The sequence below is a fragment of the Myxococcus sp. AB025B genome, from assembly GCF_006518215.1.
Taxonomy (GTDB): Bacteria; Myxococcota; Myxococcia; order Myxococcales; family Myxococcaceae; genus Myxococcus; species Myxococcus fulvus.
In genome coordinates this window covers 34,042-58,831 of the sequence record NZ_SRLW01000008.1, presented here as the reverse complement: position 1 = coordinate 58,831, position 24,790 = coordinate 34,042, and the positions used below count along the sequence as shown (strand labels likewise).

General features: G+C 69.1%; 20 protein-coding genes, 2 tRNA genes and 1 pseudogene. 10 read left to right on the top strand and 13 right to left on the bottom strand.

Annotation, left to right across the window (positions count from 1 at the left end; all coding sequences use genetic code 11):
* The first annotated feature begins 171 nt into the window (after positions 1–171).
* Entirely contained in the window at positions 172–2,214 is a 2,043-nt protein-coding gene (locus FL311_RS02780) for a protein kinase (RefSeq protein ID WP_141323259.1), read from the top strand.
* Between the two features lie 74 nt (positions 2,215–2,288).
* Here the strand turns inward: FL311_RS02780 and FL311_RS02775 are convergent, their stop codons facing one another.
* The 3 genes from FL311_RS02775 to FL311_RS02765 are packed head-to-tail and all read right to left on the bottom strand — an operon-like array spanning position 2,289 to position 4,653.
* Entirely contained in the window at positions 2,289–3,194 is a 906-nt protein-coding gene (locus FL311_RS02775) for a myxosortase-dependent metalloprotease, MXAN_2677/MXAN_2678 family (RefSeq protein ID WP_228556634.1), read from the bottom strand.
* Positions 3,191–4,090 (bottom strand): myxosortase-dependent metalloprotease, MXAN_2677/MXAN_2678 family, encoded by a 900-nt coding sequence (locus FL311_RS02770; RefSeq protein ID WP_141323257.1) that lies wholly within the window; start codon positions 4,088–4,090, stop codon positions 3,191–3,193. Before FL311_RS02770 ends, FL311_RS02775 begins: the two co-directional genes overlap by 4 nt.
* On the bottom strand, positions 4,087–4,653 hold the full coding sequence (locus FL311_RS02765; protein WP_141323256.1) for a hypothetical protein: 567 nt from the start codon (positions 4,651–4,653) through the stop codon (positions 4,087–4,089). The genes FL311_RS02770 and FL311_RS02765 overlap by 4 nt, the downstream gene beginning before the upstream one ends.
* 89 nt (positions 4,654–4,742) lie before the next feature.
* Here FL311_RS02765 and gltX point away from each other — a divergent pair, with 89 nt between their 5' ends.
* The 5 genes from gltX to FL311_RS02740 all read left to right on the top strand — a co-directional run bounded on the left by gltX (position 4,743) and on the right by FL311_RS02740 (position 7,716).
* Complete coding sequence (gene gltX, locus FL311_RS02760; RefSeq protein ID WP_141323255.1) at positions 4,743–6,182, top strand: glutamate--tRNA ligase; 1,440 nt, start codon at positions 4,743–4,745, stop codon at positions 6,180–6,182.
* A 56-nt stretch (positions 6,183–6,238) separates the two neighbouring features.
* The gene (locus FL311_RS02755; RefSeq protein ID WP_046712924.1) at positions 6,239–6,646 is read left to right on the top strand and encodes a hypothetical protein; all 408 of its coding nucleotides are present in this window, start codon (positions 6,239–6,241) and stop codon (positions 6,644–6,646) included.
* A 76-nt stretch (positions 6,647–6,722) separates the two neighbouring features.
* Positions 6,723–6,793 (top strand) — tRNA-Gln (locus tag FL311_RS02750).
* A 111-nt stretch (positions 6,794–6,904) separates the two neighbouring features.
* Positions 6,905–6,976, top strand: a tRNA-Glu gene (locus FL311_RS02745).
* 59 nt (positions 6,977–7,035) lie between these two features.
* Entirely contained in the window at positions 7,036–7,716 is a 681-nt protein-coding gene (locus FL311_RS02740) for a DUF2625 family protein (protein ID WP_141323253.1), read from the top strand.
* 9 nt (positions 7,717–7,725) lie between these two features.
* Here the strand turns inward: FL311_RS02740 and FL311_RS02735 are convergent, their stop codons facing one another.
* Complete coding sequence (locus FL311_RS02735; RefSeq protein WP_194869019.1) at positions 7,726–8,697, bottom strand: response regulator; 972 nt, start codon at positions 8,695–8,697, stop codon at positions 7,726–7,728.
* Between the two features lie 58 nt (positions 8,698–8,755).
* Here FL311_RS02735 and FL311_RS02730 point away from each other — a divergent pair, with 58 nt between their 5' ends.
* Positions 8,756–9,352, top strand: a complete 597-nt coding sequence (locus tag FL311_RS02730; RefSeq protein WP_141323249.1) for a hypothetical protein — start codon at positions 8,756–8,758, stop codon at positions 9,350–9,352.
* Here FL311_RS02730 and FL311_RS02725 read toward each other — a convergent pair.
* Both FL311_RS02725 and FL311_RS02720 read right to left on the bottom strand, forming a co-directional pair.
* Positions 9,324–10,481, bottom strand: a complete 1,158-nt coding sequence (locus tag FL311_RS02725; RefSeq protein WP_141323248.1) for a sensor histidine kinase — start codon at positions 10,479–10,481, stop codon at positions 9,324–9,326. The two genes, FL311_RS02730 and FL311_RS02725, sit on opposite strands and share 29 nt — an antisense overlap.
* Positions 10,482–10,719: 238 nt before the next feature.
* Positions 10,720–11,022 (bottom strand): DUF2795 domain-containing protein, encoded by a 303-nt coding sequence (locus FL311_RS02720; protein WP_141323247.1) that lies wholly within the window; start codon positions 11,020–11,022, stop codon positions 10,720–10,722.
* A 178-nt stretch (positions 11,023–11,200) separates the two neighbouring features.
* Here FL311_RS02720 and FL311_RS02715 point away from each other — a divergent pair, with 178 nt between their 5' ends.
* Complete coding sequence (locus FL311_RS02715) at positions 11,201–11,446, top strand: hypothetical protein (protein ID WP_141323246.1); 246 nt, start codon at positions 11,201–11,203, stop codon at positions 11,444–11,446.
* Positions 11,447–11,516: 70 nt separating this feature from the next.
* Here the strand turns inward: FL311_RS02715 and FL311_RS02710 are convergent, their stop codons facing one another.
* From FL311_RS02710 to FL311_RS02680, 7 genes and pseudogenes are all read right to left on the bottom strand, one after another.
* A complete protein-coding gene (locus FL311_RS02710) occupies positions 11,517–13,142 on the bottom strand; it encodes a pyruvate dehydrogenase complex dihydrolipoamide acetyltransferase (protein ID WP_141323245.1) in 1,626 nt (541 codons plus the stop codon).
* 5 nt (positions 13,143–13,147) lie between these two features.
* Positions 13,148–14,143, bottom strand: a pseudogene (locus FL311_RS02705) (pyruvate dehydrogenase complex E1 component subunit beta); the annotation flags it as partial.
* A gap of 42 nt (positions 14,144–14,185) precedes the next feature.
* Positions 14,186–15,310, bottom strand: coding sequence for a pyruvate dehydrogenase (acetyl-transferring) E1 component subunit alpha (gene pdhA, locus FL311_RS02700; RefSeq protein ID WP_141323274.1), 1,125 nt, complete (start codon positions 15,308–15,310; stop codon positions 14,186–14,188).
* 134 nt (positions 15,311–15,444) lie between these two features.
* On the bottom strand, positions 15,445–16,191 hold the full coding sequence (locus FL311_RS02695) for a hypothetical protein (RefSeq protein ID WP_141323243.1): 747 nt from the start codon (positions 16,189–16,191) through the stop codon (positions 15,445–15,447).
* Positions 16,192–16,246: 55 nt separating this feature from the next.
* Complete coding sequence (locus FL311_RS02690; protein WP_141323242.1) at positions 16,247–17,812, bottom strand: hypothetical protein; 1,566 nt, start codon at positions 17,810–17,812, stop codon at positions 16,247–16,249.
* A gap of 72 nt (positions 17,813–17,884) precedes the next feature.
* Positions 17,885–19,345 carry an MFS transporter gene (locus tag FL311_RS02685; RefSeq protein WP_141323240.1) on the bottom strand — a complete coding sequence of 487 codons (1,461 nt, stop codon included), beginning with the start codon at positions 19,343–19,345 and terminating at the stop codon, positions 17,885–17,887.
* 75 nt (positions 19,346–19,420) lie between these two features.
* Entirely contained in the window at positions 19,421–20,101 is a 681-nt protein-coding gene (locus FL311_RS02680) for an NUDIX hydrolase (RefSeq protein ID WP_141323239.1), read from the bottom strand.
* A gap of 141 nt (positions 20,102–20,242) precedes the next feature.
* On the opposite strand from FL311_RS02680, the gene FL311_RS02675 reads away from it, so the two are divergent.
* Together FL311_RS02675 and FL311_RS02670 are read left to right on the top strand one after the other, a co-directional pair.
* Complete coding sequence (locus tag FL311_RS02675; RefSeq protein WP_141323238.1) at positions 20,243–22,756, top strand: bifunctional UDP-sugar hydrolase/5'-nucleotidase; 2,514 nt, start codon at positions 20,243–20,245, stop codon at positions 22,754–22,756.
* The gene (locus tag FL311_RS02670; protein WP_141323236.1) at positions 22,753–24,759 is read left to right on the top strand and encodes a hypothetical protein; all 2,007 of its coding nucleotides are present in this window, start codon (positions 22,753–22,755) and stop codon (positions 24,757–24,759) included. Before FL311_RS02675 ends, FL311_RS02670 begins: the two co-directional genes overlap by 4 nt.
* Positions 24,760–24,790 lie beyond the last annotated feature (31 nt).

Sequence of the window (24,790 nt, the reverse complement as noted above, 5' to 3'; positions counted from 1 at the left end):
GCGGGGTCAAACTGACCGTCCCCCATCCGACGCGGCGGATGTGTGTCCGCAGCCGCCTCGACAGGTCGGGTGTCCACCAGGCGGGGAGTGCGTCCGGAAGTGAAGATATGGTTTGATGCGGACCCGGCACACTCCTGGAGAATCCATGTTGCTTGTTGTCAGGGGGTACGAATGATCAAGGGCGACTCGCCGAACCCCGAGACGCCTGGCGCGCCGGGCGCGGATCCGCTCATCGGTCGCACCCTGAATGGCCGCTTCAGCATCCTGGAGCCCCTGGGTGTCGGAGGAATGGGCAAGGTCTACCGCGCCTTGCAGGCCCCCCTGGAGCGAGTGGTCGCGCTCAAGGTGCTCAACCCCAGCTTCCCCAGCAGCAGGGATCCAGGCTTCCAGAAGCGCTTCCTGCGCGAGGCGTCGCTGACGTCGAAGCTGCGCCATCCCAACACCGTCACCGTCATCGACTATGGCCAGACGGACGACGGCATCTTCTACATCGCCATGGAGTACCTGGAGGGTCGCACGCTGGCCCAGGTGCTCGGGCAGGTGGGGCCGCTGTCCTGGTCGCGCTCGGTGGCCATCGCCCAGCAGATCTGCCGCTCGCTGCGCGAGGCGCACAGCCTGGGCATCGTCCACCGCGACCTGAAGCCCGCCAACATCATGCTGCTCAACGAGCAGGATCAGGACCTGGTGAAGGTCCTGGACTTCGGGCTCGTGAAGTCGGTGGCGGCGCCGCAGGAGGGGCAGATCTCCCCGGAGATCACCCAGAACGGCACGTTCCTCGGCTCGCCGCAGTACATGGCGCCCGAGCAGGCGCGCAACGCGACGGACGCGCGCAGCGACGTGTACTCGCTGGGCATCGTCCTCTTCCAGATGCTGATGGGCCGGCCGCCGTTCATCGCGCGCGACCACATCGAGCTCATCTTCGCCCACTACAAGGAAGCCCCGCCCACCTTCCAGCAGCTGCGTCCAGACCTCGCGATTCCGCCCGAGATCGAGGGCGTGGTGCGCCGCTGCCTGGAGAAGGACCCGGCGCGCCGCTTCCAGACGATGGACGAGATGCTGGAGGGCCTGCGCGAGGCGAGCATGTCCGCGGGCGGCAACAGCGGCATCTTCAAGCGCCCCGGCGGCGCGACGACGACGGGCCCCTACCCCTCTCCGCTGTTCTCCAGCGTCGGCAGCGCATCCACCGAGTCGGGTGACACCATCGCCGTGGACATCAGCGTCGAGGTGCCGGTGGCGGTGCAGCGCGCCCGGCAGCGCACGCTGCTCATGGGCGGACTCGGCGGCGTGGTGGTGGCCGGCCTCATCGCGGGCGGCGCGGTGCTCTTCATGGGCAACAAGGAGGCGCCCAAGCCCGCCGAGCCGCCGCCCGCCGCCGTGGCGCAGGCTCCGGCGCAGGCGGCTCCCGCGGCGCAGGCGGCGCCCACGCCCGCGGGCAACCAGAAGGTCCGCTTCAAGCTGATGAGCCAGCCCAGCGGCGCGCGCGTGTTCTACCGGGGCAAGGAGCGCGGCGTGACGCCGTTCACCCTGGAGCTGCCGCCGGGTGAGGATGGCACCATCACCGTGGAGCTGACGTTCGCGCTCGAGGGCTACCAGATGGAGACCGTCGTCACGGGCGGCTCCGGTGACGTGGTGCTGTCGCAGAAGCTGCAGAAGCGCCGCGGCGGCCGGGGCGGCGGAGTGGAGGTGGCGACCGCCTCCTCGTCTTCCTCGGATGACGTCGACGTGCCCGAGCCCGTGGCCACGCCCGGGGGCATGTCCGCGCCGGTGATGCTCGCGCCCACGCAGGCGCCCTCGGAGCCGGCCGTCCCCCCCACGGCGGGCGCGGTGGGCGCGGCGGCGGCCACGCAGGCCAAGGGCGTGTCGGGCGGACTGACGGTGCCCGTGCTGCCCACGGCGGCGCTGGCCTCCGCGCGCGGCGACGTGCTGCCCTACAACGAGGACATGCCTCGTCCGGAGATGATCGACCAGAGCAAGGACCTCATCTACACGCGCGAGGCGATGGCGGCGAAGGCGGAGGGTGTGATGATCACCCGCTGCACCATCACCACCAAGGGCCGCGTGGAGAAGTGCCGCGTCATCAAGACGGTGCCGTACATGGAGAAGGCCGTGTTGGACTCGCTCCAGTCGCGCACCTACAAGCCCGTCATCTACCAGGGCCATCCGGTGAACGTGGACTACACCTTCAGCATGCGCCTGGTGGCTCCGCGCCGCTGAAGTCCGTCAGGCCCTTCGAGGACGTGAGCGCCGCCCCCGGTCTTCCGGCAAGGGCGGCGCTCCTGTCTCGGGCCTCAGTCGCGCCGCCGCCGTGCACGCAGTAGCGCGAGCGCCGCCAGCCAGCCTCCGGCCACGACGGCGCCCGGAGCCGAGGCGCAGCCGGTGCCGCGCCCGTCTCCCAAGAGGGCCAGCCCCGTGTTCTTCATGATGCACTGATTGGGTGGCAGCCCCTTCGGGTAGATGGAGCAGAAGCCCTCGGCGGAGCCTGCGTCGATGATGCGCTTCTGCGTCTCACCGAGCGGCGCGGTGCGCTCCATCGTCGCGCCCGGATAGGGCACGTGGTCCAGCCCCACCACGTGGCCAATCTCGTGCGTCATGGTGTTCTGCAGGTCCATGGCCACGCAGTCGACGGACTCGGAGCCCTCCACGCACGGCGGAGCGTCCACCGTGGTGAAGAGGTAGCCCGCCGCGTTGACCTCGATGTCCGCGTCCCACACCCGCCCGCTCTCGACGCCGTGGGAGGAGATGGTGATGGCCAGCGTGCGCGAGTCCTCGTCCCAGCACGCGTACTTGTTGCCGCAGGTCATCTCCGTCCAGCACGCGTCGTCCTCGGGGGCGACGTCGAAGCAGTACGTCTCGCGGAAGGTGATGATGTTGTAGTTGGACGCGGGGTCCTCCTTCACGTACCCCACCTCCACCTTCCCCTCCCAATCCCTGCCCCGGCGGAACGTGTAGTCGCTGCACGTCGCGGCCACGCGCCGCCACGACTCGAAGGAGGCCTCGATGGCGGCCACCTCCGTGTCGCCCGGCGTGCGCGCGCTGCCGGCGGCATCCAGGTGGTAGACGTACTCGGGGGCGGGCCAGACCAGACACATGCGGCCGTTCCCGTTCGCCGTGGTGCGGCGGTAGGGATACGTGTCCTGAGCCACGGCGGGCGCGCTGGCGACGAGCGTCAGCGCGAGCACCAGGGGCCTGCTCACGAGCGGCCCTCCGCCGCGCCGCGCCTGCGCCGACGCAGCCACGCCCACGCGAGCAGCGCCGGCCCCATCGACGTCGCGGTGGCGCCCGTCGCGGAGCAGCCCTTGTCGCCCAAGGGGCCGCCCACCAGCGTGTCCATCGCCGGGTGGAAGTCGGACTGGCTGGGCCTGCCCTTCGGATAGACATCGCAGACGAAGTCGCGCGAGCCCGGGTCGATGTCGCGCTTGGACACCTCGCCCGGCGGCGCGCTCGGGAACATGGTCGAGCCCGTCACGCGCGTGTGGTCCAACCCGATGAAGTGGCCAATCTCGTGCGTGGCGGTGTTCTGCACGTCGGTGGCGACGCAGTTGCCCTGCCCCTGCGCCGTGCACGGAGGCCCGTCCACCGCGGTGAAGAAGTACCGGCTCGCGTTGAAGGAGATGTCCGAGTCGTAGATGATGCCCGAGCGCTTGTCGTACGTGGTGAGGGTGATGGCGAGCGTGCCATCGTCGTCATCCCAGCAGTCGTGCTGGTTCGCGCACGTCTCTTCCTTCCAGCAGGGGTCGGTCGACTGCACCAGCCCGCTGCAGTTCTGGGTGCGGAAGAGCACCAGGTTGTGGTTCGTCTTGCCGCGCAGGTAGCCCACCTCCCGCGAGTCCACCAGCGGCCCCTCCCGCAGCGACAGGTTGCCGCACGATGTGAAGATGTCCTGCCAGCTCTGGAAGGAGGCCCGGACGGCCTGGAACTCGGTCTCCCCCGGCGTGGCGGGGTTGCCGTCGCGGTTCAGGTTCCAGGTGACGAGCGGCACCGTCCAGTACAGCGCCTGCGTGGACGGGTCTCCCGCCGTCACCCGGCTGCGCACGTACGGGTCGAACTGGCCGACGGCCATCAGCGTGAGCAGCGCGGCCACGGGCATCACGGCGTGGACCCCTTCTTCAGCGCGGCGCGCACGGTGGCCTTCAGCTCCTCCAGCGTCCGGGGCTTCTGCGTGGCCGTCGTGGGCTTGCGCGTGACGGGGTCCAGCAGCAGCGCGTCGGAGTGCTCGGGGATGACCATGGCGGGCTTGCCGGCCTCGTCGCGGCGCACCTGGAACTTGCCCTGGGCCATGCCGGCGACGCGGAAGGCGGAGGCGCCGCGCTTGCGCAGGAAGACGACCACCTCCTCGTCCTTCTTGAAGGTCGCCAGGCCATGCACCGTCTGGCCGACGTCGCCCACCTCGCCTCCGGGCTGCGTGACGAGCACCGTGCTGCCCGGCTGACCCTTGAGCGGGTCGGTCACCTGGACCTCGATGTCGGTGACGATGCGCCGACCATCCCCGCTCCAGCGGCTCTCCACGCGGCGCACGACGCCATGAACGACGGCATCCGCTTCCTGGGAGAGCTGCGTCACGTCCACGCGCAGCTGCGTGGTAGCGGACGCGGTCCATCCCCCCAGGAGCGCCACCGTCAACATTCCCAAGCGAAATCGCTGACGAATCGACATACGCGTTATCTCCCTCGGGGCGCACCATACCTCAGCGAGCCCATCCGCGTTGACCCCTCGACCGCCTCCCTGCTAATCCGCGCGCCCGTATGACTTCCGCCCCTCGCGTCCGCTTCGCTCCGTCTCCCACCGGATACCTCCACATCGGCGGTGCCCGGACGGCGTTGATGAACTACCTGCAGGCCCGCCGCTACGGCGGCACCTTCATCGTCCGCATGGAGGACACGGACCGCGTGCGCTCCACGCAGGAGTCGGTGCAGGCCATCCTCGACGGCCTCGAGTGGCTGGGCATCGACTGGGACGAGGGCCCCGGCAAGGAGGGCCCTCACGCGCCCTACTTCCAGACCCAGCGCCTGGACACCTACCGCGAGCACTCCCAGCGCCTGCTCGCCGAGGGCAAGGCCTACCGCTGCTACTGCACCCGGCAGGACCTGGAGGCGCAGCGCGAGGCGGCCGAGAAGGCCGGCGCCTTCTACAAGTACCCGGGCACGTGCCGTGAGCTGAAGGGCCCGCCCGAGGGCCGCCGCGAGGAGGAGGCCGTCATCCGCTTCAAGATGCCCTCCACGGAGGGCACCGTGTCGTTCGACGACAAGGCGCTGGGCGTCATCACCAAGCCCTACTCGGACCTGGACGACTGGGTCATGCTGCGCGCGGACGGCATCCCGCTCTACAACTTCGGCTGCGTCATCGACGACCACCTGATGGACATCACGCTGGTGGCGCGCGGGCAGGAGCACGTCAACTCCACCTTCCCGCAGCTGATGCTCTACATGGCGCTGGGCTGGAAGCCGCCCGAGTTCGCGCACCTGCCGCTCATCCTCGGACCGGACCGCGAGAAGCTCTCCAAGCGCAAGCACCCCGAGGCGGACGTGATGCTGCACAAGCGCACGGGCATCCTGCCGGAGGCGCTCAACAACTTCATCATCCGGTTGGGCTGGAGCCACGGCAACGACGAGGTCATCAGCCGCGAGCAGATGAAGGAGTGGTTCGACTTCTCCGGCGTCGGCACCACCTCCGGCGTGTGGAATCCGGAGAAGCTCCTGTGGCTCAACCAGCAGTGGATGAAGGAGCTGCCGGAGGCCACCGTCGCGGAGCGGCTGGTGCCCTTCCTCGAGGCCAAGGGCTTCCAGGTGAAGGGCGACTCGCGCCTGGTGCCGCTGGTGCACGCGCTCAAGGAGCGCTCGCGCACGCTGGAGGAGATGGCCACCACCGCGTCGCTCTACTTCCGCTCCGGCGTCACGCTGGACGAGAAGGCCGCGGCCAAGCACCTCACGGGGGACTCGCTGGGGCTCTTGCGCAAGGTGCGCGACGGCATCGCCGCGCTGCCGGAGTGGACGGTGGAGGCGCTGGACGGCGTGGTGAAGTCCGTCAGCGAGTCCTCCAGCGTGGGCATGGGCAAGGTGGCACAACCCGTGCGGGTCGCCATCACGGGCAACACCACGAGCCCGGGCATCGGCGAGACGCTGCTGCTCGCGGGTCGTGACGAGGCCCTGCGCCGCATCGACGCCGCCCTGTCGCGCGGCGCGTGACCTCCGCCTCACGAAGCGGTGGACGTTCCCCGCTTCGGCCCCTATCTTCACGAGCCATGATGCGAGCGCTTGACACCATGAGACAGCGTTTTTATAAGGCGCGCCCGCTCGGCGCGTTGATGTGTGCGCTCTGGGCGGTGGTGGCGAGCGCCGAGGTGGTCAGCGGCGCCCAGCTCCCGGACGGCTCCCAGAAGGTGGGGGAGAACCGGTACCGGGCGCCAAAAGACTTCGAGGCGACGCTGGATTACTACCGCTCGGTCTACTCGACGAGCAGTTATCCTCGGAGGCAGATCGTCAACCAGCCGGGCGTGAAGGCGGTCCACATCACCAACCCCTCGGGGAAGAACTTCGCGGGGCTGAATATTTACGAGGCGAACGAGGAAGTTCGCATCTACATCGTCCCGACGCAGCAAGCGGCCAAGCCGGCGAAGAAGCCGGAGCCCAAGTCAGGGAAGAAGAAGTAGAGCAGTCAGCAGGAAACGCCCACCGAAGTTGTTGCAGTCGATGGGCGGTGTTGGTAGTAGAGGCAGCCGCAGTGATTGGGGAATCGTCTAACGGCAGGACAGCAGACTCTGACTCTGCTTATCTAGGTTCGAATCCTAGTTCCCCAGCTCGCAGCACCGCAGTTCGCAGCAAAAAAAGCTCGAATCAAGATGGTTGACGAGAGCTGAAGCAGGATGTAGGAAGCAGCAGCAGAAACACGGTGGTTGCAGCGAAATGTCGGCCCTGTCGTCTAGCGGTTAGGACGGTGCCCTCTCACGGCACAAACTCGGGTTCGAATCCCGGCAGGGTCACTCAGACGCCGCCTTCTGAAAAGAAGGCGGCGTTTTGTTTTTCCGGAGTGTGGTGACACATGCGGCCGCTCGAGGCGTTGCTTGAAACCGAGGACCCCGCGTGGCCGTTGGTGCGGGAGTGGTTGGACTCGGCGAGCAACCCGGTCGAGGTCCTGCCGCGCGACGAAGCCGCCGCCGGAGCTGTGCTCCACCTGCTTCAGGTGACGACGCGCTCTCCCCTGGGCGCGGTGGCCTACGAGACAGGGGGCCTGCTCGTCGACGGGGGCTGGCTCCGAATCCTGGGCGGCGGGGGCCCGCGCATGCGCGGCAGTCTGGCGACGTGGAATGCGCTGGGCCCGCATCCCGCGGTGGCCTCGACCCGGGGAATGCTGCTCGTGGCCCATGATGTCCTCGGCGGCTTCTTCGCGCTCGACGGCGGGGCACTCGGCGAAGGGCGAGGCGGCGCGTTCTACTTCGCGCCCGACACGCTCCGCTGGGAGGACCTGGGGCGCGGCTACTCGGACCTGCTGGCGTTCTTCCTCTCTGGAGACCTCGCCGGGTTCCATGGCGCGTACCGCGCGGCCGGCTGGAGCGAAGAGGCCTCGAGGCTCTCACCGGATGAGGGCTTCTCCCTCCACCCTCCCCTCTGGACGGCCGAAGGCAAGGACCTCACCCAGGTGTCTCGACGGGCTGTGCCCATGACGGAGCTGCTGGCGCTTCAGCTCGACCTCGCACGCCAGCTCGACGCCGGCGAGGCCTGAAGCACCGGCTCATGCCGACGGCGCGAGGATGCTCTGGCGGAACGCGGAGAGCGCGGCGGCCAGTCGGTCCTGGGCTCGCTGGACACCCCGGCGCAACAGCAGCATCCGCACCTTCTCCGGCAGGACACTGGCGCCCTGCGTGGTGCCGAAACCCACCAGGTCCATGCGCAGGGTGATGGCCTCCAGCAGGTCACCCAGGTCCGCCTCGGGACTGGCCAGCAGCAGCACGTCCGGGGGCCGGCTCTGCAGGCGCTCCGCCAGCGTGCGCCACTGAGGGTCCCCCGTCTCCACCACCACCACGTCCACCTCCTCGAGCTCCGGCGCGTACGGCGGCAGCTCCCGCACCTCGAACCCGGACTCGCGCAGCGACTCCAGCGCCTCGGCGCTGCCCACCACCGCCACGCGGCCCGCCTGGACCTGGCGTGACGACTCCTCGTAGGCCCGGAGCTCCTCCTCCAGCGCCACGTGCGCGGGCTCCGGCGCGTCCTGCCCCGCGGCCAGGAGCGCCGCGGCCTCCCGGGCCACCTCCCGCGCCTGCTCTCGGACACGCGTCCCGGACGTGCGCCGCTCCAGCGCCGCGCGCACCTTGGCGCGCAGCACCCGCAGGTCATCGAAGGGCTTGAGGATGTAGTCGCTCGCCCCCGCCGCGAAGGCCGCGATGACGGACTCGCTGCTCGCGTAGGCGGTGATCATCAGCGCCTCCAGCGTGGGCTGCAGCGTCCGCGCCTGCGCGACGAGCTCCACCCCGCCCATGCCGGGCAGGTTCTTGTCCGTCACCAGCACGTCGATGCGCTGCTCACGCAGAATCGGCAGCGCCTCCTCCGCGCTCGCCGCCACCAGCACCACGAGGTCCGACTCGCGCTCCAACAAGCGGGCGCAGATGTCGAGCACGACGGGCTCGTCGTCCACCACCAACACCGTCGAGGCGAGCGTTCCCCCCTCCCCACCGTCGCCCTCACCGGTCTCGAACGGGAGATCCATGGCTTTGGAGATTCGCACAGCTTCACGCGGACTTCGAGGCTCGCATGCGGGGACCGGTATGCTTATGCCCGTGGCGAGCTTCGAGGACGCGTTGCAGGAGAATCGGGTGCCCCCGCTGTTGGGCGACGTGCGCCTGCGTTACGACGGGGGCCGGCTGGTGGGGGAATCCCGCCCGCCCCGGTGGGATGCGCGCATGCTGCCGGGCCTGTGTGTCGGTGTCGCCGTGGGCTGCGCCCTGGGCGCCGCCGTCCTGGTGGGACAGGAGAAGGGCTCGCTCCCGGCCGCCTCCGCCACCCTGGCCCTGGTGGCCGCGGCCCTGGTGGGAGCCGCCCTCCGGCTCGAGTCGAAGCTCGGCCGCCGCCGCTTCGTGCTCCACTTCCGCTCGGAGACCCTGCGAGTCGAGCGACTGGCGTGGACTCCCGGCGCCACCCGCACGGAACTCATCCCCTTCGACGAGGTCCGCGCCGTGCACATCGTCGAGCGCACCGGCTCCGGCTACGCGCTGGTCGTGGAGTACGGCCCCCAGGGCGCCCAGGCCCGGCGCGCCGTGCTGGTGGAGAAGGTGCGCCACGCGGAGGGAGAGACGCTCCACCGCGTGTGGCGCATGCTCAGCAACGCCTTCGGCCTCAGAGGGGCGGGGCTCGCCGGAGGGTGATTTCGATGTCCGTGCCCTCGCCGGGCGTGGACGACAGCCGCAGGTTGCCTCCCGCCTGCGCCACCAGCTCGCGGCAGATGGACAGGCCCAGGCCCGTGCCGATTCCCACCGGCTTCGTCGTGAACAGCGGCTGGAACACGCGCTCCTGCAGGTCCACGGGGATGCCGCAGCCGTTGTCCGCCACCGTCAGCACCACGTCGTCAGGCCGCACCGCCCAGCGCACCTCGATGCGCCCCTGCCGCCCCGTGCCCGACATGGCCTGCGCGGCGTTCACCACGAGGTTGAGCAGCACCTGGCACAGCTTCACCGGCCCGAAGATGACGCGCACCGCCTCGCCGTTGCTCGTCAGCCGTGCCCTGTCCCGCACCTCCGCCCGCGCCAGCTTCACCGCGAAGGAGACCACCTCGGCCACGTCCGCGGTGGCCTCCATGTCCTCGCCGCGCGCCTGGGCCCTCAGGCCCAGCGCCACCTGACGCAGGTGCTCGGCGCCGTCCGCCAGGTCCTTGATGAGCGCGGGCAGGTCCTCCACCGTCTCCGCCACCGACGGGTTCGGATCCGAAGACAGGTGCTTGGACACGTACTGGATGACGCTCGTCAAATCCCGCTGCAGCGAGGACACGTTCTGCGACAGGTAGCCCACCGGGCCCATCAGCTCGTGCGCGATGCCCGCCGTCACCTGCCCCAGCGTGGCCAGACGCTCCGACTTCATCATCCGCCCTTCCACCTCGCGGATGCGCAGCTCCAGCCGGGCAATCTTCAGCGCGTCGTCCAGCGCCGCCTGCAGCTCCGAGCGGTCCCACGGCTTGACGAAGTAGCGCGTCACCTGGCCGCGGTTCACCGCGTCGATGACCGCCTGCATGTCCGCGTACGCCGTGACGAGCATGCGCTTGGCGTCGGGGGCAATCGAACGCGCGCGCTCCAGCAGCTCCACGCCCGTCATCCCCGGCATCCGCTGGTCGGAGAGGATGACGCCAATCTCGCCCTTGCGCTGCTCGAGCAACGCCAGCGCCTCGCTGGGAGACGCGCTGCGGAAGATGCGGAAGCGCTGTCCGAAGTTCGCGTCGAAGACCCGCAGGTTCAGCGCGTCATCGTCGACGTACAGCACCGCGGGTAGTTCAGACGGGTTCATGACGCTCCTCCTGGCCGGCTATCCCTCAAAGAGGCCAGGCTGGTGCCGCCTAGAATAGCGCCTCCTCCGACTCCCTTTCTGCTGGGTGCCGACGGAACCGTCCCCCCGGGACGTAATGCCTCGCGAACTCTAGACCAACCAGACAGGTTTGACCCCCAGGAAAATCCAGACGAGTGCCCGTCACCCTGCCCGCTCACCGGGCATGCCGGCGACGGGAGGGCGCGGAGTGTTGGAGGGCTCAGCGAGTGGAGGTGAGGACGGGCGCGCGTGCGTCCGGGGATGCCAGGGCATCACCGCTGTCCTGCTCCAGGGCCACGGCCACCGCGTCCACGGAGGCGAAGCGGCCCCTGGGGAGGGCGCCCAACAGCGAGAGCACCGTGGGAGGGGCCTCGTTCTCACGAGCCACCCAGGTGAGCTCTTCCGCGGTGAGGGGGAACACCGCGCCGAGCAGGGCCTGGTGCAGCGACTGCGCGAGAGGCAGCGGCTGGCCCACCCGCTCCTCCAACTCCGACACACCCTGGACAAGCCGTTCGCGTGTCATGTCGTCGTTCATTTGGACGAAGTTAAGCAGCGAACCGATTCGGCTGCCGGCCTTTTTTTCGTGGCCGCCCAGCAACCAGGAGAGCGGGCCACGCAGCGGGCCCCGGGTGGCCACCTTCCGCGGGGCGCCCCACCGTTAATCGCGCAACTTCACACGCACCCTCAGGAGGGACTTCGGCATGGCGCACCAGGACAAGCCCGACGACAAGCCGCGCAAGGCGGGCAGTGACGCGGATTACGCCGAGCGCATCGACCACGTGGAGGCCGCGCGCCCCGAGCCCTGGCCCGGAATCCGCGGACGCTCGCACGAGGATGAGCAGGAGCTCCCCACCGGCACGCCGCGAGAGCAGCAGGCCCAGGTGACGCAGGCGCAACGCAAGCTCGAGGAGGAAGAGGCGAGCGAGCGCGAGCCCACCCGCGAGTAGAAACGAGAGGGCCCGCTCCCTGGCGCTCCGGGGACGGAGCGAGGAAGCGGGCCACTCACCTGCCAGCAGCCTAGAAGAGCAGCCGCGTGGGGTGCTCCAGCAGGCCGCGCAGCTCGCGGAGGAACTCCGCGCCGATGGCACCGTCGACGATGCGGTGGTCGCACGACAGCGTGGCCGACATCATCTTGCGGATGACCATCTGACCGTCGCGCACCACGACCTTGTCCGTCACCGCGCCCACCGCGAGGATGGAGGCCTGCGGCGGGTTGATGATGGCGGCGAAGTTGTCGATGCCGTACATGCCCAGGTTGCTCACGGTGATGGAGCCGCCCGTGTACTCCTCGGGCTTGAGGGCCCGCTTGCGCGCGCGCTCCGCCAGCTCGCGAATCTCCGTGGACAGCGCCTGCAGCCCCTTGGTGTCCGCGTCGCGGACGATGGGGGTGATGAGGCCCTGCTCCAGCGCCACCGCGATGCCCACGTCCACCGAGCCGTGGTGGATGACCTGGTCACCCTGCAGCGACACGTTGACCTTCGGGTAGCGGCGCACGGCCATGGCCACGGCCTTCACGATGAGGTCGTTGACGGAGACCTTGAGGTCCATCGCCTTCGCCTCCTCGCGCACCTTCACCGCGGCGTCCATCTCCACCTCGATGGTGAGGTAGAAGTGCGGCACGCCGGGCTTCACCTCCGTCATCCGCTGCGCGATGACCTTGCGCATGGAGGACAAAGGCTCGGTGCGGGACTCCGCGCGCGCCACCGTCGGCGCCGCGGGGCCCTTCCTCGCGGCCGGCGCGGACGGCGCCTGCGCGGGGGCCTTCGCTCCACCCTTGGCCAGCGCCTCCTCGATGTCGCGCTTCACCACGCGCCCCGAGGGACCCGAGCCCTGCACCTGCGCGATGTCCAGCCCGCGCGCCTGGGCGATCTTCTTGGCGAGCGGACTGGCCCGGACCCGGCGTCCCCCACCAGCCGCGGAAGGCGCCTGGGGAGCGGGAGCCTGGACCGGCTGCGCGGCGGGAGCGGCCTTGGGGGCCTCGGGCGCGGCGGCCTTCGGCGCGGGAGCGGCGGCGGCCGCCTTGCCCCCCTTGGGCGTGAGGTACGCGATGGGCGAGCCGACCGGGGCCGTCTGGTTCTCACCGACGACGATCTCCACCAGCGTCCCGTCGTCGTAGGCCTCGATCTCCAGGTTGGACTTGTCCGTCTCCAGCTCGGCCAGGGCCTCACCAGAGGAGACCTTGTCCCCCACCTTCTTCAACCACTTGACGATCTTCCCCTCCGTCATCGTCGGGGACAGGCTCGGCAGTTGGATGGCGATACGGTCCCCACCACCGGACGCGGCGGGCGCGGCAGCGGGCTTGGGGGCCTCGGGCGCGGCGGCCTTCGGTGCGGGAGCGGCGGCGGGCGCGGGAGCCGGAGCGGCGGCCTTCGGCGCGGGCGCGCCTCCAGCGGCGACCTTCTCGCCCTTCGCGCCGACATAGGCGATGGGCGCGCCGACGGGGGCGGTCTGGTTCTCGCCGACGACGATCTCCAGCAGGTAGCCGTCGTCGTACGCCTCGATCTCCAGGTTGGACTTGTCCGTCTCCAGCTCGGCGATGGCCTCACCGGAGGAGACCTTGTCCCCCACCTTCTTCAGCCACTTGACGATCTTCCCCTCCGTCATCGTCGGGGACAGGCTCGGCATCTGAATGGGCGTGGCCATAGGGGTCAGGCTCCCTCGCGGTACAGCACCTTCTTCACCGCCGCGATGATCTTGGGCGCGTCCGGCTGCGTCGCGTTCTCCAGGTTCGCCGCGTAGGACATGTTCACGTCGAGCCCCGTCACGCGCTCCACCGGCGCATCCAGGTCGTCGAACGCCTTGGACTGGATGATGTCCACCACGGAGGCGCCCACACCCGCCAGCGCCCAGCCCTCCTCCACGATGACGGCGCGGTTCGTCTTGCGCACGCTCGCGAGGATGGCCTCCTCATCCAGCGGCCTCAACGTGCGCAGGTCCAGGACCTCCGCGTTGATGCCCTCCTTCGCCAACTCCTCGGCCGCCTGCATGCAGAAGTAATACATGCGGCTCCAGGTGATGATGGTGACGTCCGTGCCCTCGCGCTTCACGTCCGCCTTGCCCAGCGGCACCACGTGCTCGCCCTCGGGCACCTCGCCCTTGAGCGCGTAGAGCCGCTCGCCCTCGAACATGATGACCGGGTTCTCGTCCCGGATGGCCGCCTTGAGCATGCCCTTGGCGTCCGCGGGCGTGGCCGGCGCAATCACCTTCAGGCCGGGGAAGTGCGCGTAGTTGGCCTCCAGCGCCTGGCTGTGCTGGCTGGACAGCCGGCCGCCGGCGCCGCCCGGGCCCCGGAACACGATGGGGCAGCGCAGCTGGCCGCCGGACATGTGGCGCAGCTTGGCCGCGTTGTTGACGATCTGGTCCATCGCCAGGATGGCGAAGTTCCACGTCATCATCTCCACCACCGGACGCAGGCCCACCATGGCCGCGCCCACGCTCATTCCACCGAAGCCCAGCTCGGAGATGGGCGCGTCGATGATGCGCGCGCTCCCGAACCGGTCCAGCAGTCCCTGCGACACCTTGAAGGCGCCGTTGTAGCGGCCCACCTCCTCGCCAATCAGGAAGACGTTGGCGTCGCGCTCCATCTCCTCGGCGAGCGCCTGGTTCAGGGCCTCGCGGTACATCAACTCGGGCATCGTCGGCTCCGACTCGAAATCAAAAAGGGTTGGGGTGTGACGGGCCGGGCACTAGTGGCTCAGGCCCGCCTTCTTGTCCGCGGCTTCCGCCTGCTCGCGCGGCTCCAGGTCCCAGGTGACCTTCAGCTCCTGGCCGCTCGGGTACTTCGGCCAGTTCGTCACCTTCACGCCCAGCACGCGCTCACGCGGGCGAACGTCCTCCTCGCCCGGCTCGACGATGGTGTCGCGCCACAGCTCCTCCAGGCTCGGCTCCGGGGACTCGTCCGCGAACTTCACCGCGGCGTCCACCTGCGCCTTCACCTCTTCCTCGATGCGCTCGAAGTCGGCGTCCGCCCCCAGGCCATTCTTGATGGCGTGGTCGCGCAGCTTGGGGATGGGGTCGTTCTTGCGCTCCTCCTCCACCTCCTGCTTGGTGCGGTAGTTGGCCGGGTCCGCCATCGAGTGGCCACGGAAGCGGTACGTGTTCGCCTCCAGCAGCACCGGGCCCTTGCCCGCGCGGCACCACGCGGCCGCGTCCTTCACGGCCTCGTACATCTTCAGCACGTCCATGCCGTCCACCGGCTCGCCGCGCATGTCGTACGCCGCGGCGCGCTTGTAGATCTCCGGCACCGCCGACGTGCGCGCGATGGCCGTGCCCATGCCGTAGCGGTTGTTCTCGCAGATGTAGATGACCGGCAGCTTCCACTTGGACGCCATGTTGAACGTCTCGTGGAGCGCGCCCTGGTTGGCCGCCGCGTCGCCGAAGTAGCAGACCGTCACGCGGTCCTCGTTGCGATAGCGGCTGGCGAAGGCCATGCCGGCCGCGAGCGGAATCTGCCCGCCGACGATGCCGTAGCCCCCGTAGAAGTGGTGCTCGATGTCGAAGATGTGCATCGAGCCGCCCTTGCCCTTGCTGTAGCCGGAGCCCCGGCCGAACAGCTCCGCCATCACCATGCCCGCGTCGCTGCCGCGCGCCAGGGGCTGGCCGTGGTCGCGGTAGGCGCTGAGCATGTAGTCGTCCTGGCGGATGGCCTCCACGGGCCCCACCGCCACCGCCTCCTGCCCGATGTACAGGTGGCAGAAGCCGGCGATCTTCCCCAGCGTGTACTGCTGACCCGCGCGCTCCTCGAAACGGCGGATGAGGTACATCTTCCGGTACATCGTCAACAGCTGTTCTTTCGAGTACGGGCTGGCCACCGCGGGTGCCTCCATGCAGGCCGTCCCTCCTCACCCGGGGACGGCGAATGCCGTGCGCCTCATAGCGCGCGGACCTGGGACTTCAAAGCCTTTCAAACCCCGCGCCCTTCCCCCGAAAATTCAGGCGCGGTGCGTCAGGAAACGAGCGTGAAGTGCGGCACGCTGATGATGCCGTCCAGCAGCGTCACGGCCCGGCCGGAATGATCCGTGGCCAGATGAATGACGGTGGCGTCGGGGAAGCGGCGCCGGTAGTCGTTGGCGTGGGTGGGCTCGTTGTCGAAGGCGGCCACCACGGTCCCCAGCCGGCCCAGTTGCGCGTGGGCCTCGCGCTTGAACGCATCGTCGTCGTCGTAGGGCGCGGGCTTCATCACGAGCATCACCCGCTCCCCATCCGGCACGGCCATGCCGAGCCGGCGCATGCAGGCGACGGAGCCCTCGCGCATGCCCTCGTGACGGCCCGTGACGTAGACGAGCCGGGCGCCAGTGCCCACCACCGCGTGCGTGAAGGCCGCCGCGCCGTCGATGGCCTCGTCCACCGCGCAGTACTCGCTGGTGAAGAAGCGCTCGCCCCAGAAGTGGCGCGCGGGCTCGAAGTGCCGCTCCACCAGGGCCGCCTCCAGGCCGCACGCGCGCATCGCCTCGCGCATGTCCCAGCCGGAGTTCCAGTGGTGGGCCGCGCACGCGGACAAGGGCTCCACCGCGTGCGCCGTGCCGTATTCCCGGAGGATGCGCGCCTGGCGCTCCCGGTTGTCGAGCAGGGTGGAGTCCAGGTCGAACGCCAGCACCGCCTGCTCCCCGAGCGAGCGGGCCTTGGCCAGGATGGCGTGGAGGCTGTCGCGCCAGTCGTCGCGGATGCGCTTCTTGAAGTCTTCGTGGGCCATGAGCGCGGCGAACATTACCCGCGCGGGCCGCCGAGCGCCGCCGAAACCGCCCGACTCAGGCGGCCGACTGCCAGGGCATGGGGCCAGGGGGCGCCCCGGCCGCCGTGTCCGCGAAGCGCAGCATGCGCTGGATGCCGTTGCGGTCCAGCACCAGCCGCACTAGCTGCGTGCTCTCCTGGCGCCGGTCCGTCTCCTCCTCCTCGACGGTGAAGCGCAGCACGACGTCCACCGGATAACGCTTGGCGCCCCGGATGTGACCCACGGACAGGTCCGCCAGGTCCACGTACTCGAGCGCCAGCTCCGGCTCGTCCATGTCGCGCAGGAAGCGCTCCACGTTGAAGCGCAGGATGTCCGTCACGCCGGACAGCCCCCGCTCCGTGCGCGGCAGGAGCCGGGCGTCCAGGATGATGTGCTTCTGGTAGCGGATGACCGTCTCGGTCAGCTCGCCCTGGGACACGGTGAGGAAGTCGTCCTGGTGGCGCAGCGAGGCCACCGAGTCGGGCACCTTGGGCGCGTAGTCCACGCGCTCCTCGCACGTGCCGATGGTCCTCCCCGTCACCGGGTCCACCAGGTCCGCGGTCCGGTCCGACAGGTGCGTGGCCGCCACCCGGCTGAGCACCCGGCGCAGACCCTCCTTGATGCGGTCCTTCATCATGTAGCCGACCACGGCGATGAGGAAGAAGTTGAGGCTCACCTGCGTGAAGCGGATCTGCGCCCACAGCGCCACCGCCGTCGCGAAGGCCATGGCGATGCCCGCCGCCAGCGCGAAGAGCACCTCCTCCCAGCCCTGCCGCTTCTGGCGCCGGCGCGAGGACAGGAAGAGCACGTTCATGCAGAACTTCTTCAGCATGCCCAGCCGCTGGATGTACTCCTCGTTGTCCCCCGTGGGGCTCAGCACGCTGCGAAGCCGGTGCTCCTTGCGGTAGGACTCCTCGCGAAGCACCGCCTCCATCAGCCCCTTGCGAAGCTGCAGCCACGGCTCCCCACGCGGAAGCGCCTTCATGTCCGCCACCGCGCGCCGGAAGCCGTTCTCCACCAGCAGGCTCACGTACTCGTCCACCAGCCGCAGCGACGCGCGCGAGCGCTCCTGCAGCCGCAGCTCCCCCACCGAGCGCAGCCACTGCCGGAAGCGCGCGAGCACCTCGCTCACCCCCGCCTGCATCGCCACCACGTCCGACTCCAGCGTCGCGCACGCCTCCGTGGGCAGCGCCACCGGCCCCTCGCAGCGCGTCTCCACGCCCGTGGCGAAGCGCCTGAGCGCCCCACGCAGCACGCACGACAGGAGCTTCGCCTGGTAGACGATGTCCTTCTCCGAGCCCAGCCCCGTGCGCAGCCACGCCTCCAGCCGCACCAGCGGCGAGGCGTCCGACGTGAGCAGCTCCTGCACCGCCATCACCGGCGTCTTGAAGCGCACATAGTTGTGGATGTCCGCGTAGAAGTCCGCGCGGGGGTACGTCTCCGCGTCGATGTTCAGGCTCCCCGGGAGGAACAGATGCGCCTCCACCAGGTAGCGCGTCTCGTCCGCCCCCGAGGGCTGGTACTCGAGCTTGATCTCGAACTGCTTCCGGTCGTGAACCTCGAAGCGGCTCTGCAGTGGCAGTGGGGCGGGTACCTGGGACACGGCCACACTCTACGTCACAACCCTGTCACGGGGGAGTGACGCCCCCGTGACGTCCTGCGGTCCACAACGGCCTCAGCCTCCCGTACCGGTCTTGGGAGTCGCCACCGGTTGGGTGACCACCGAGGCCCCCCCGACGGGCGCCGTCTTCGGCTGCGGGCGGGCATTCCACACCCGCGTGGCCAGCAGCAGGCCCGCGAAGGACAGGGGCAGCATGGCCAGGGGCCAGTTGCCCCAGTTGCTGGGGTCCTTGGCCACCTCTCCCGCCGGGAGGATGCGACCCAGCAGGATGGATTGGAGGGCGGTGCCCGCGTACACGGCGCCGTCGATGATGCCCACCGCGAGGCCCGCGTTCTTCTTGCCGCCGAAGTCCATGCTCGCCGTGCCCGACAGCATGCCGTGCACGCCGATGACACACAGGGACATGAAGATGACCGTCCAGCCGAGCGCCGGGCTGTTGAGCAGGAACAGCGTGGCCACCGCGCCCAGGCTCATGCCCGCATAGAGCACCGCCGACACCGGCCCGCGCCGCGAGTCGAACACGCGGTCGCTGATGACGCCGGCGAACATGCCGCCGGTGATGCCCGCGACACACAGCAGCATGCCCCAGTTGGCCGCGACGAACGCCTCCGACAGGCCCGTCGCCTTCGCGAACTTGGGGTACCACTGCATGATGGCGTTGCGCATGAAGCCGCTGCAGAACTCCACCATCAGGATGATGATGATGGTGCGGTTGCTGATCATCTTCTTGAACACTTCCCACACGCTGCTGGACGCCGCCTCGCCGCTGGACGCGTCCGCGGTGTCGAAGTCCGGGTGGCCCGTGTGGCTGGGCGTGTCGCGGATGACGAAGAAGTCCAGCACCACGAAGGCCGCGAGGATCGCCGCCGGCACGAAGAACACCCAGTACGTGGGCGCCGCCTTGGCGATGAAGCGGCTCCAGTCGTAGGCGAAGTAGACGCCCAGCGAGATGAGGATGCCGAAGACGCCGCCCAGCTGCCCTCGCTCGCGCACGTGGAACCAGGACGCGTTCACCTTGACGATGGAGACCGCGCCGAAGCTCTGGAAGTACATGTTGACGGCGTAGAGGAACGACAGCGTCCCCACGATGCCGCCCGGCGGCTGCCAGCCCTCGGTGAGGACCTTGTAGACCACCACGCCCATCAGCACGTTCGCCACCGACGAGCCCGCGGCCGACAAGAGGATGGTCTTGCGGCCCCCGAGCCTGTCGGTCAGCGGTCCGTTGAGCAGGAACGCGCAGCCGTAGACGAGCGTGCCCCAGAAGAAGATGGTGCCGAAGTCCGCGTTGGACGTGTGGCCCTTCATCGCGCTGGTGGCTTCGTTGAGGTTGTAGCGCCCCATGTAGAGGAACGCGTACGTCATCCCCAGCGGGAACCAGTTGAAGAAGCGGCGTCGGCGGAAGGCGTCCGTGTGGCCCAGCTCCACCTTGGGCAGCCGCGCGAGCACGAGCGCGATGGCTCCCAGCAGGATGAGAATGGGCAACAGGTTGGCCAGCCACGGGGGCAGCGACGACATGCAGCGACCTCGGCAGTGGAGTGCGAAAACGCCGCGCACCCTACCCCGGCCACCGCCCCCGGAGAAACTCCGTGCTCATCCCAATCGGGCGAGCAACCTCGTGAGCGCCACCTCCGTCTTCGCGTCCGGGATGTCCCCGCGCCGGCACGCCTCCAGCACCTCCCCCAGCGGGCGCCAGTGCAGCTGCGTCCCCTCCTCCAGGGGCGAGCCGTCTCCCTCCGGCTCCTCCTGCGACACGTCCGTGACGTCCACCGCCGCGGGGAAGACCTTCTCCGACAGGATGCCCGGTGCCAGGAAGAACGAGCCGCCCAACAGCTGGATGTCCTCGGGCCGCACCGGATAGCCCGCCTCCTCGTGGACCTCCGCCGCCGCGCGCTTCTTGAGGCCCTCCTCGCCCTTGTCCTCGGGCTCGAGCAGGCCGGCGACGATCTCCTCCACCCGCAGGTAGCCCGTGCCCGGGTCCGGCACCGTCATCGCGTCGCGTTGATCCTTCCGGAAGTACGCCGCGGGCCGGAGGTTCATCCGCGTCAGGACCTCGAGCCCCGCCGCACCGCGTCGATAGACGAGCACGGCGACGGCGTCCAACCGGGGCCGGTCCACCACGTCCACGCGGTACACGGACGACGAGGAGCCATCCGCGCGTCGGTTGCGACACCGCAGCCGCTTCACTCGGAGGAAGCCTTCGTCGCAGCGCGCCGTAGACGAGAAATCCTCGATGATCTCGATGTCAGTCACACTGGAATGACGCTGCCGCATGTCTGCTTGCTCTCCGTGAAGGGGACCCTGAATAGGGGGACTGTACGAATGCCATGGCGGCGTTGCTTGCCCGCCCGTGTCCGATACCGTACCTTGCGCCCGCTTTACTCCCGACGTCCTACCGAAACACGGAATCTCCTGATGCGTCGCCTCCTGCTCGGCCTCTTCTGCGCCCTGGTCTCGGCCTCATGCATGCCAGTGATGGAAGGCCAGGACTACAACCTCGAGGGGCAGGAGGTGCGGCTGACGCTCCTTCATACCTCGGACATCCACTCACGCCTCATCCCCTACGACTTCGCGCCGCTGAAGACGGACCAGGACCTGGGACTCATCCCGGAGGCCGGTCCATTCGGTGGCGCCACGCGCATGGCCGCGGTGCTCAAGCGCGAGCGCGCCAAGGGTGAGCGGGTGCTGCACGTCGACTCGGGCGACTGCTTCCAGGGCGCCCCCATCTTCAACCTCAACAACGGTGAAGTGGAGTTCCGCTTCCTGTCGCAGGCCCGGCTGGACGCCGCGGTCATCGGCAACCACGAGTTCGACGCGGGCGCGCTGAACTTCACCAACCAGGCCAAGCAGTTCGCGACGTTCCCGCTGCTCGCCGCCAACTACAACTGGAATGACTGGCGGCAGAACGGCAGCAACGAGACGGCGCTGGAGGCCGCGCCGTACACCATCCGCAACGTGAAGGGCCTGCGCGTCGCCATCATCGGCATGGCGAACATCTCCTCGCTCAACTCCATCGTCGAGGGTGGCAACAGCCTCCAGGTGACACCGCTGGAGCAGAACGAGGTGGTGCGCGCGTACGTGGACCTGCTGCGGCCGGTCTCCGACCTCATCGTCATCGTCAGCCACCTGGGCCTCACCGAGGACCAGGACGTCATCCAGGGCTACGAGGCCTATTACGAGTACGGCCGCGCCCGCTCCTTCATCCGCCGCGAGAAGAACCCGTGGCAGGTGCTCGAGTGGTTCGGCCCCGAGGGCAACGACAAGTCCGTGGTGCGCGTCCAGATTCCGGGCGTCAGCGGCGTGGACGTGGTGATGGGCGGCCACCTGCACGTGGTGCTCAACCCGCCGCAGCTGCTCGCGGACCCCAGCGGCCGCAAGGTGGTGCTGTCGCACTCCGGCGCGTTCGCCAAGTACGTGGGCCGGCTGGAGCTGGTCGTGAAGATGCCGACGGAGCTCGGCGCTGGTGAGGGCGGCGAGGTCGTCAGCCAGGACTACCGCGTGTTCCCGCTCGACCGGCTCTGGTGTGACGAGGCCATGCGCAAGTACCGGTATGACCCGAACATCTTCTGGGAGGATGGCCAGTTCATCCAGACCCCCGAGGTCCGCGCGGCCATGGAGGCCTGCGAGGCCCAGGAGGACCGCCAGACGACGCACTTGCTCCAGCCCTACATCATCGGCATGGACATGCGGCTGCAGCTCACGAACATCTTCTCCTACGCGCCCACGGACGTGACGCGCCGGAACAACTCCACGGGTGGCGACTCGCCCCTGGGCAACATCGCCGCGGACTCGATGCGCAAGCGTCGCCGCGTCGATGCGCAGATGGCGCTCACCAACTCGCTGGGCATCCGCGACAACCTCTATGCGGGCGTCATCACCCAGGAGTCGATGTTCAACGTGTTCCCCTTCGAGAACACCATCAACATCATGTACCTCTCCGGCAAGGAAATGCAGGAGATGTTCAACTTCGTCGCCGAGCGCTCCGCCGAGCGCGGCTGCGTCAGCCAGGCGCAGATCTCCGGCGCGAAGTTCACCATGGACTGCGCCCAGGTGCAGATCAACGACCTGCGCACCCCCTGCAACCTGGCGCTGAAGGGCGCCGACTGCCCCGCCCAGAGCCGCACGGGTCACGCGCCCTGGCAGTGCATCCAGGACGAGAGCAGCTCCTCCGACCGGGGCCGCTGCTACGCGAATCCCGGCACGGACATCTCGATCGGCCCCGAGCCGCTCAACCCGTTCGGCACCTACCGCGTGGCGGTGAACGACTACATCGCGAAGGGTGGCTCGGGCTTCAACGTGCTCAAGCGCAACACCACGCGCCAGGAGACGGGCATCTCGCTGCGTGACTCGCTCATCGGCTACATGCAGGACTTCTGCACCTGCGACGACATCAACGCGGGCTACGCGACGCGCGGCAACAAGCCGGGGGCACAGAGCTGTGGCAACCTCGTGAACGGCCAGTGGGTGGTCAACGACCGACTGCGCGCCGCGTGCCGCGAGATGCAGGACTACAAGAACGAGCTGGACGTGCGCGTCGGAAGCTGCACGTGCGGTGAGCTGCTGCGCAACGGCTTCGACCCGTCGGGCTGCGGCGTCGATACGGTCACCAACCCCGACCAGGCCCGCGCGGCCTGTATCTCCGGCAAGCAGGTGGGAACCTGCACCTGTGGAGACCTGGCCGCCCGCGGCTACAATCCGGCAGGTTGCAACATCCCCGACGTGGACACGCCCGAGGAGGCGCAGGCCGCTTGCGCGGTGTCGCCCGGTCCGTTCACGGGCCGCTGTGACTGCCGGGAGATCATCAGCGGCAGCAACCCCGTGTGCGGCACGGTGACCCAGCAGCTTCGCAACTTCTGTGACAACCCGACGGCGATGCCCATCGCCGACGCGGTGGATGACGGCCGCATCGGCCGGAGGGTGGAGCAATGAAGCGATTCGCTTTCCTGTCGGCGGTGGCCCTCGTCGCCGCCGGCTGTTACACCGACGAGACGCCCCAGCCCACCGGCCTCTCCTCGTTCAAGGTGACGGTGAAGGGCTTCTACGTCGCGGACTCCAACCCGCGCACGGCCGTGCCAGTGGTGGCGGAGTGCGCGACCGCGCACGGCGGAGGCAACCAGGCGGCGGTTCCACTGGAGCTCCGCGGCACCAAGGACTGCCGGCTCGCCATGCCCCGCAGCGCGGTGGACGTGGACCTCGACATCCAGGCGCTGGACGTGAAGGGCCAGCCCATGGAGTCGTTCAACGGCCCGGTGTCGTTCCGCACCGTCCCCGGCAACCTGACGGGTCCCTACCGTTACCGCTGGGTGCAGCTGACCAACGGCGTGGGCTCGGGCACCGTGCGCTCCTCCCAGCTCTACGGTGAGGCCCACGTGTGGGTCGAGGATGATCCGGTCGAGGTCGACTACGCGGATGGCGCAGTGGTCGACGGCGAGCTCCCAGTGGAGCCCGCCCAGCGCACCGCGGCCACGGGCCTGTCGCGCTCGGTGTTCTTCGAGGAGCCGACCATCTCCACGGTGCAGGTGCCGCAGAACAGCGACCAGCTCACCGCGTACGCCGGAACGTTCATGCGCATCGGCCGCGCGCCGGAGGCGGGCGCTCCCCTCCTTCAGAACTGCGAGCCGGATGATCCGAACCACAACCAGCCGGTGACGCTGCTGGTGACGGGCATGGACCCCAGCGGCTTCTTCGTGACGGACCTGACGGCCTGCCGCGTGCGCGAGGGCAGCATCCCCGGCGCCAACACCCAGACGGCGGAGCCTTCTGGCTTCTTCCCGGGCCGCTTCAACTCCATCTACATCTACAACTACTCCTACCCCGAGGGCCTGGACACCGGTGACCTGCTCTGGTCCATCGCGGGCTCGGTGCAGGAGTTCACCGCCACCACGCAGCTCACCTTCCCCTCGTGGAGCATCCGCGAGAAGGTCCGCCTGCTGCCGCAGTCGGAGTGGAACAAGTACCTGGCCCTGGCGCCCCCGACGGAGATCAACGGCCGGCTGTGTGGCCTCAGCGGCTCGCCCTACATCTCCGACGTGATGTGCGGCTACAGCTACGGCAACTACAAGATGGAGGGCCTGGAGTCCTCGCTGGTGAAGGTGCGCCGGGTGAAGTTCCCCACGGTGTTCCGCAACTGCGACGCCAATGGCAACGGCACCGTGCCCTTCTTCTGCCCCGATGCCCGCAATGGCGTCTTCGGCGCCTGTGGCGCAGACACGCCCAATGATCCGGACGTCCCCGAACGTCAGTGCAATGTCGACTGCACGCTGGGCATGGGCCAGTACCGCAATCAGATCTGCGCGGAGAAGAACACCTACGACAGCTTCGGCCAGTTCGTGGTGGAGATGGTCCCCATGGGCGCCCCCGAGGCAGGGCTGGACGACTCCGTGCCAGGCCGGCTGCACACGATCAACGCCGCGCCGCCGGTGGCTCCCGCCACCGAGGCCTGGACGCGCTCGACAAACTCCTACAGCATCGGCGTGACGCTCAACATCTGGTGTGACAAGGCGACGAACGTGCGCTTCGGCAGCACGAGCGCCCCGGGCCCCGCGAGCAACGTGGCGCTGCCCGCGGCCACCCGCCTGGAGCACCTGATGGGCGACAACCAGATGGTGGTGTGGGTCTCCGTCGCGGACCCTGCCAACGGCGCGGCCCGCTGCACGGTGAGCCAGAACCAGAAGGCTCGCATCAACCTGGTGACGAAGGACGCGGTCCCCGACCTGGTGGTCAACTGCAGCGAGCAGGACCCGGACGCGGAGCTGGCCCGGCAGTGCAAGCTCTTGCACGAGGCCACCTTCGACATCGTGGGCCACATGCGCCACGTGAGCGCGGCGCGGCCCCGGTGGATCATCCTGCCTCGGAACCAGGACGACCTCTGCTGCTATCCCGGCCCGGGGCTGGAGTGCCCGAAGCCCATCAAGCCTTGCGTGATTCCTTAGACTTTTGACGAGCTCGTGCCCCGGTTGCACC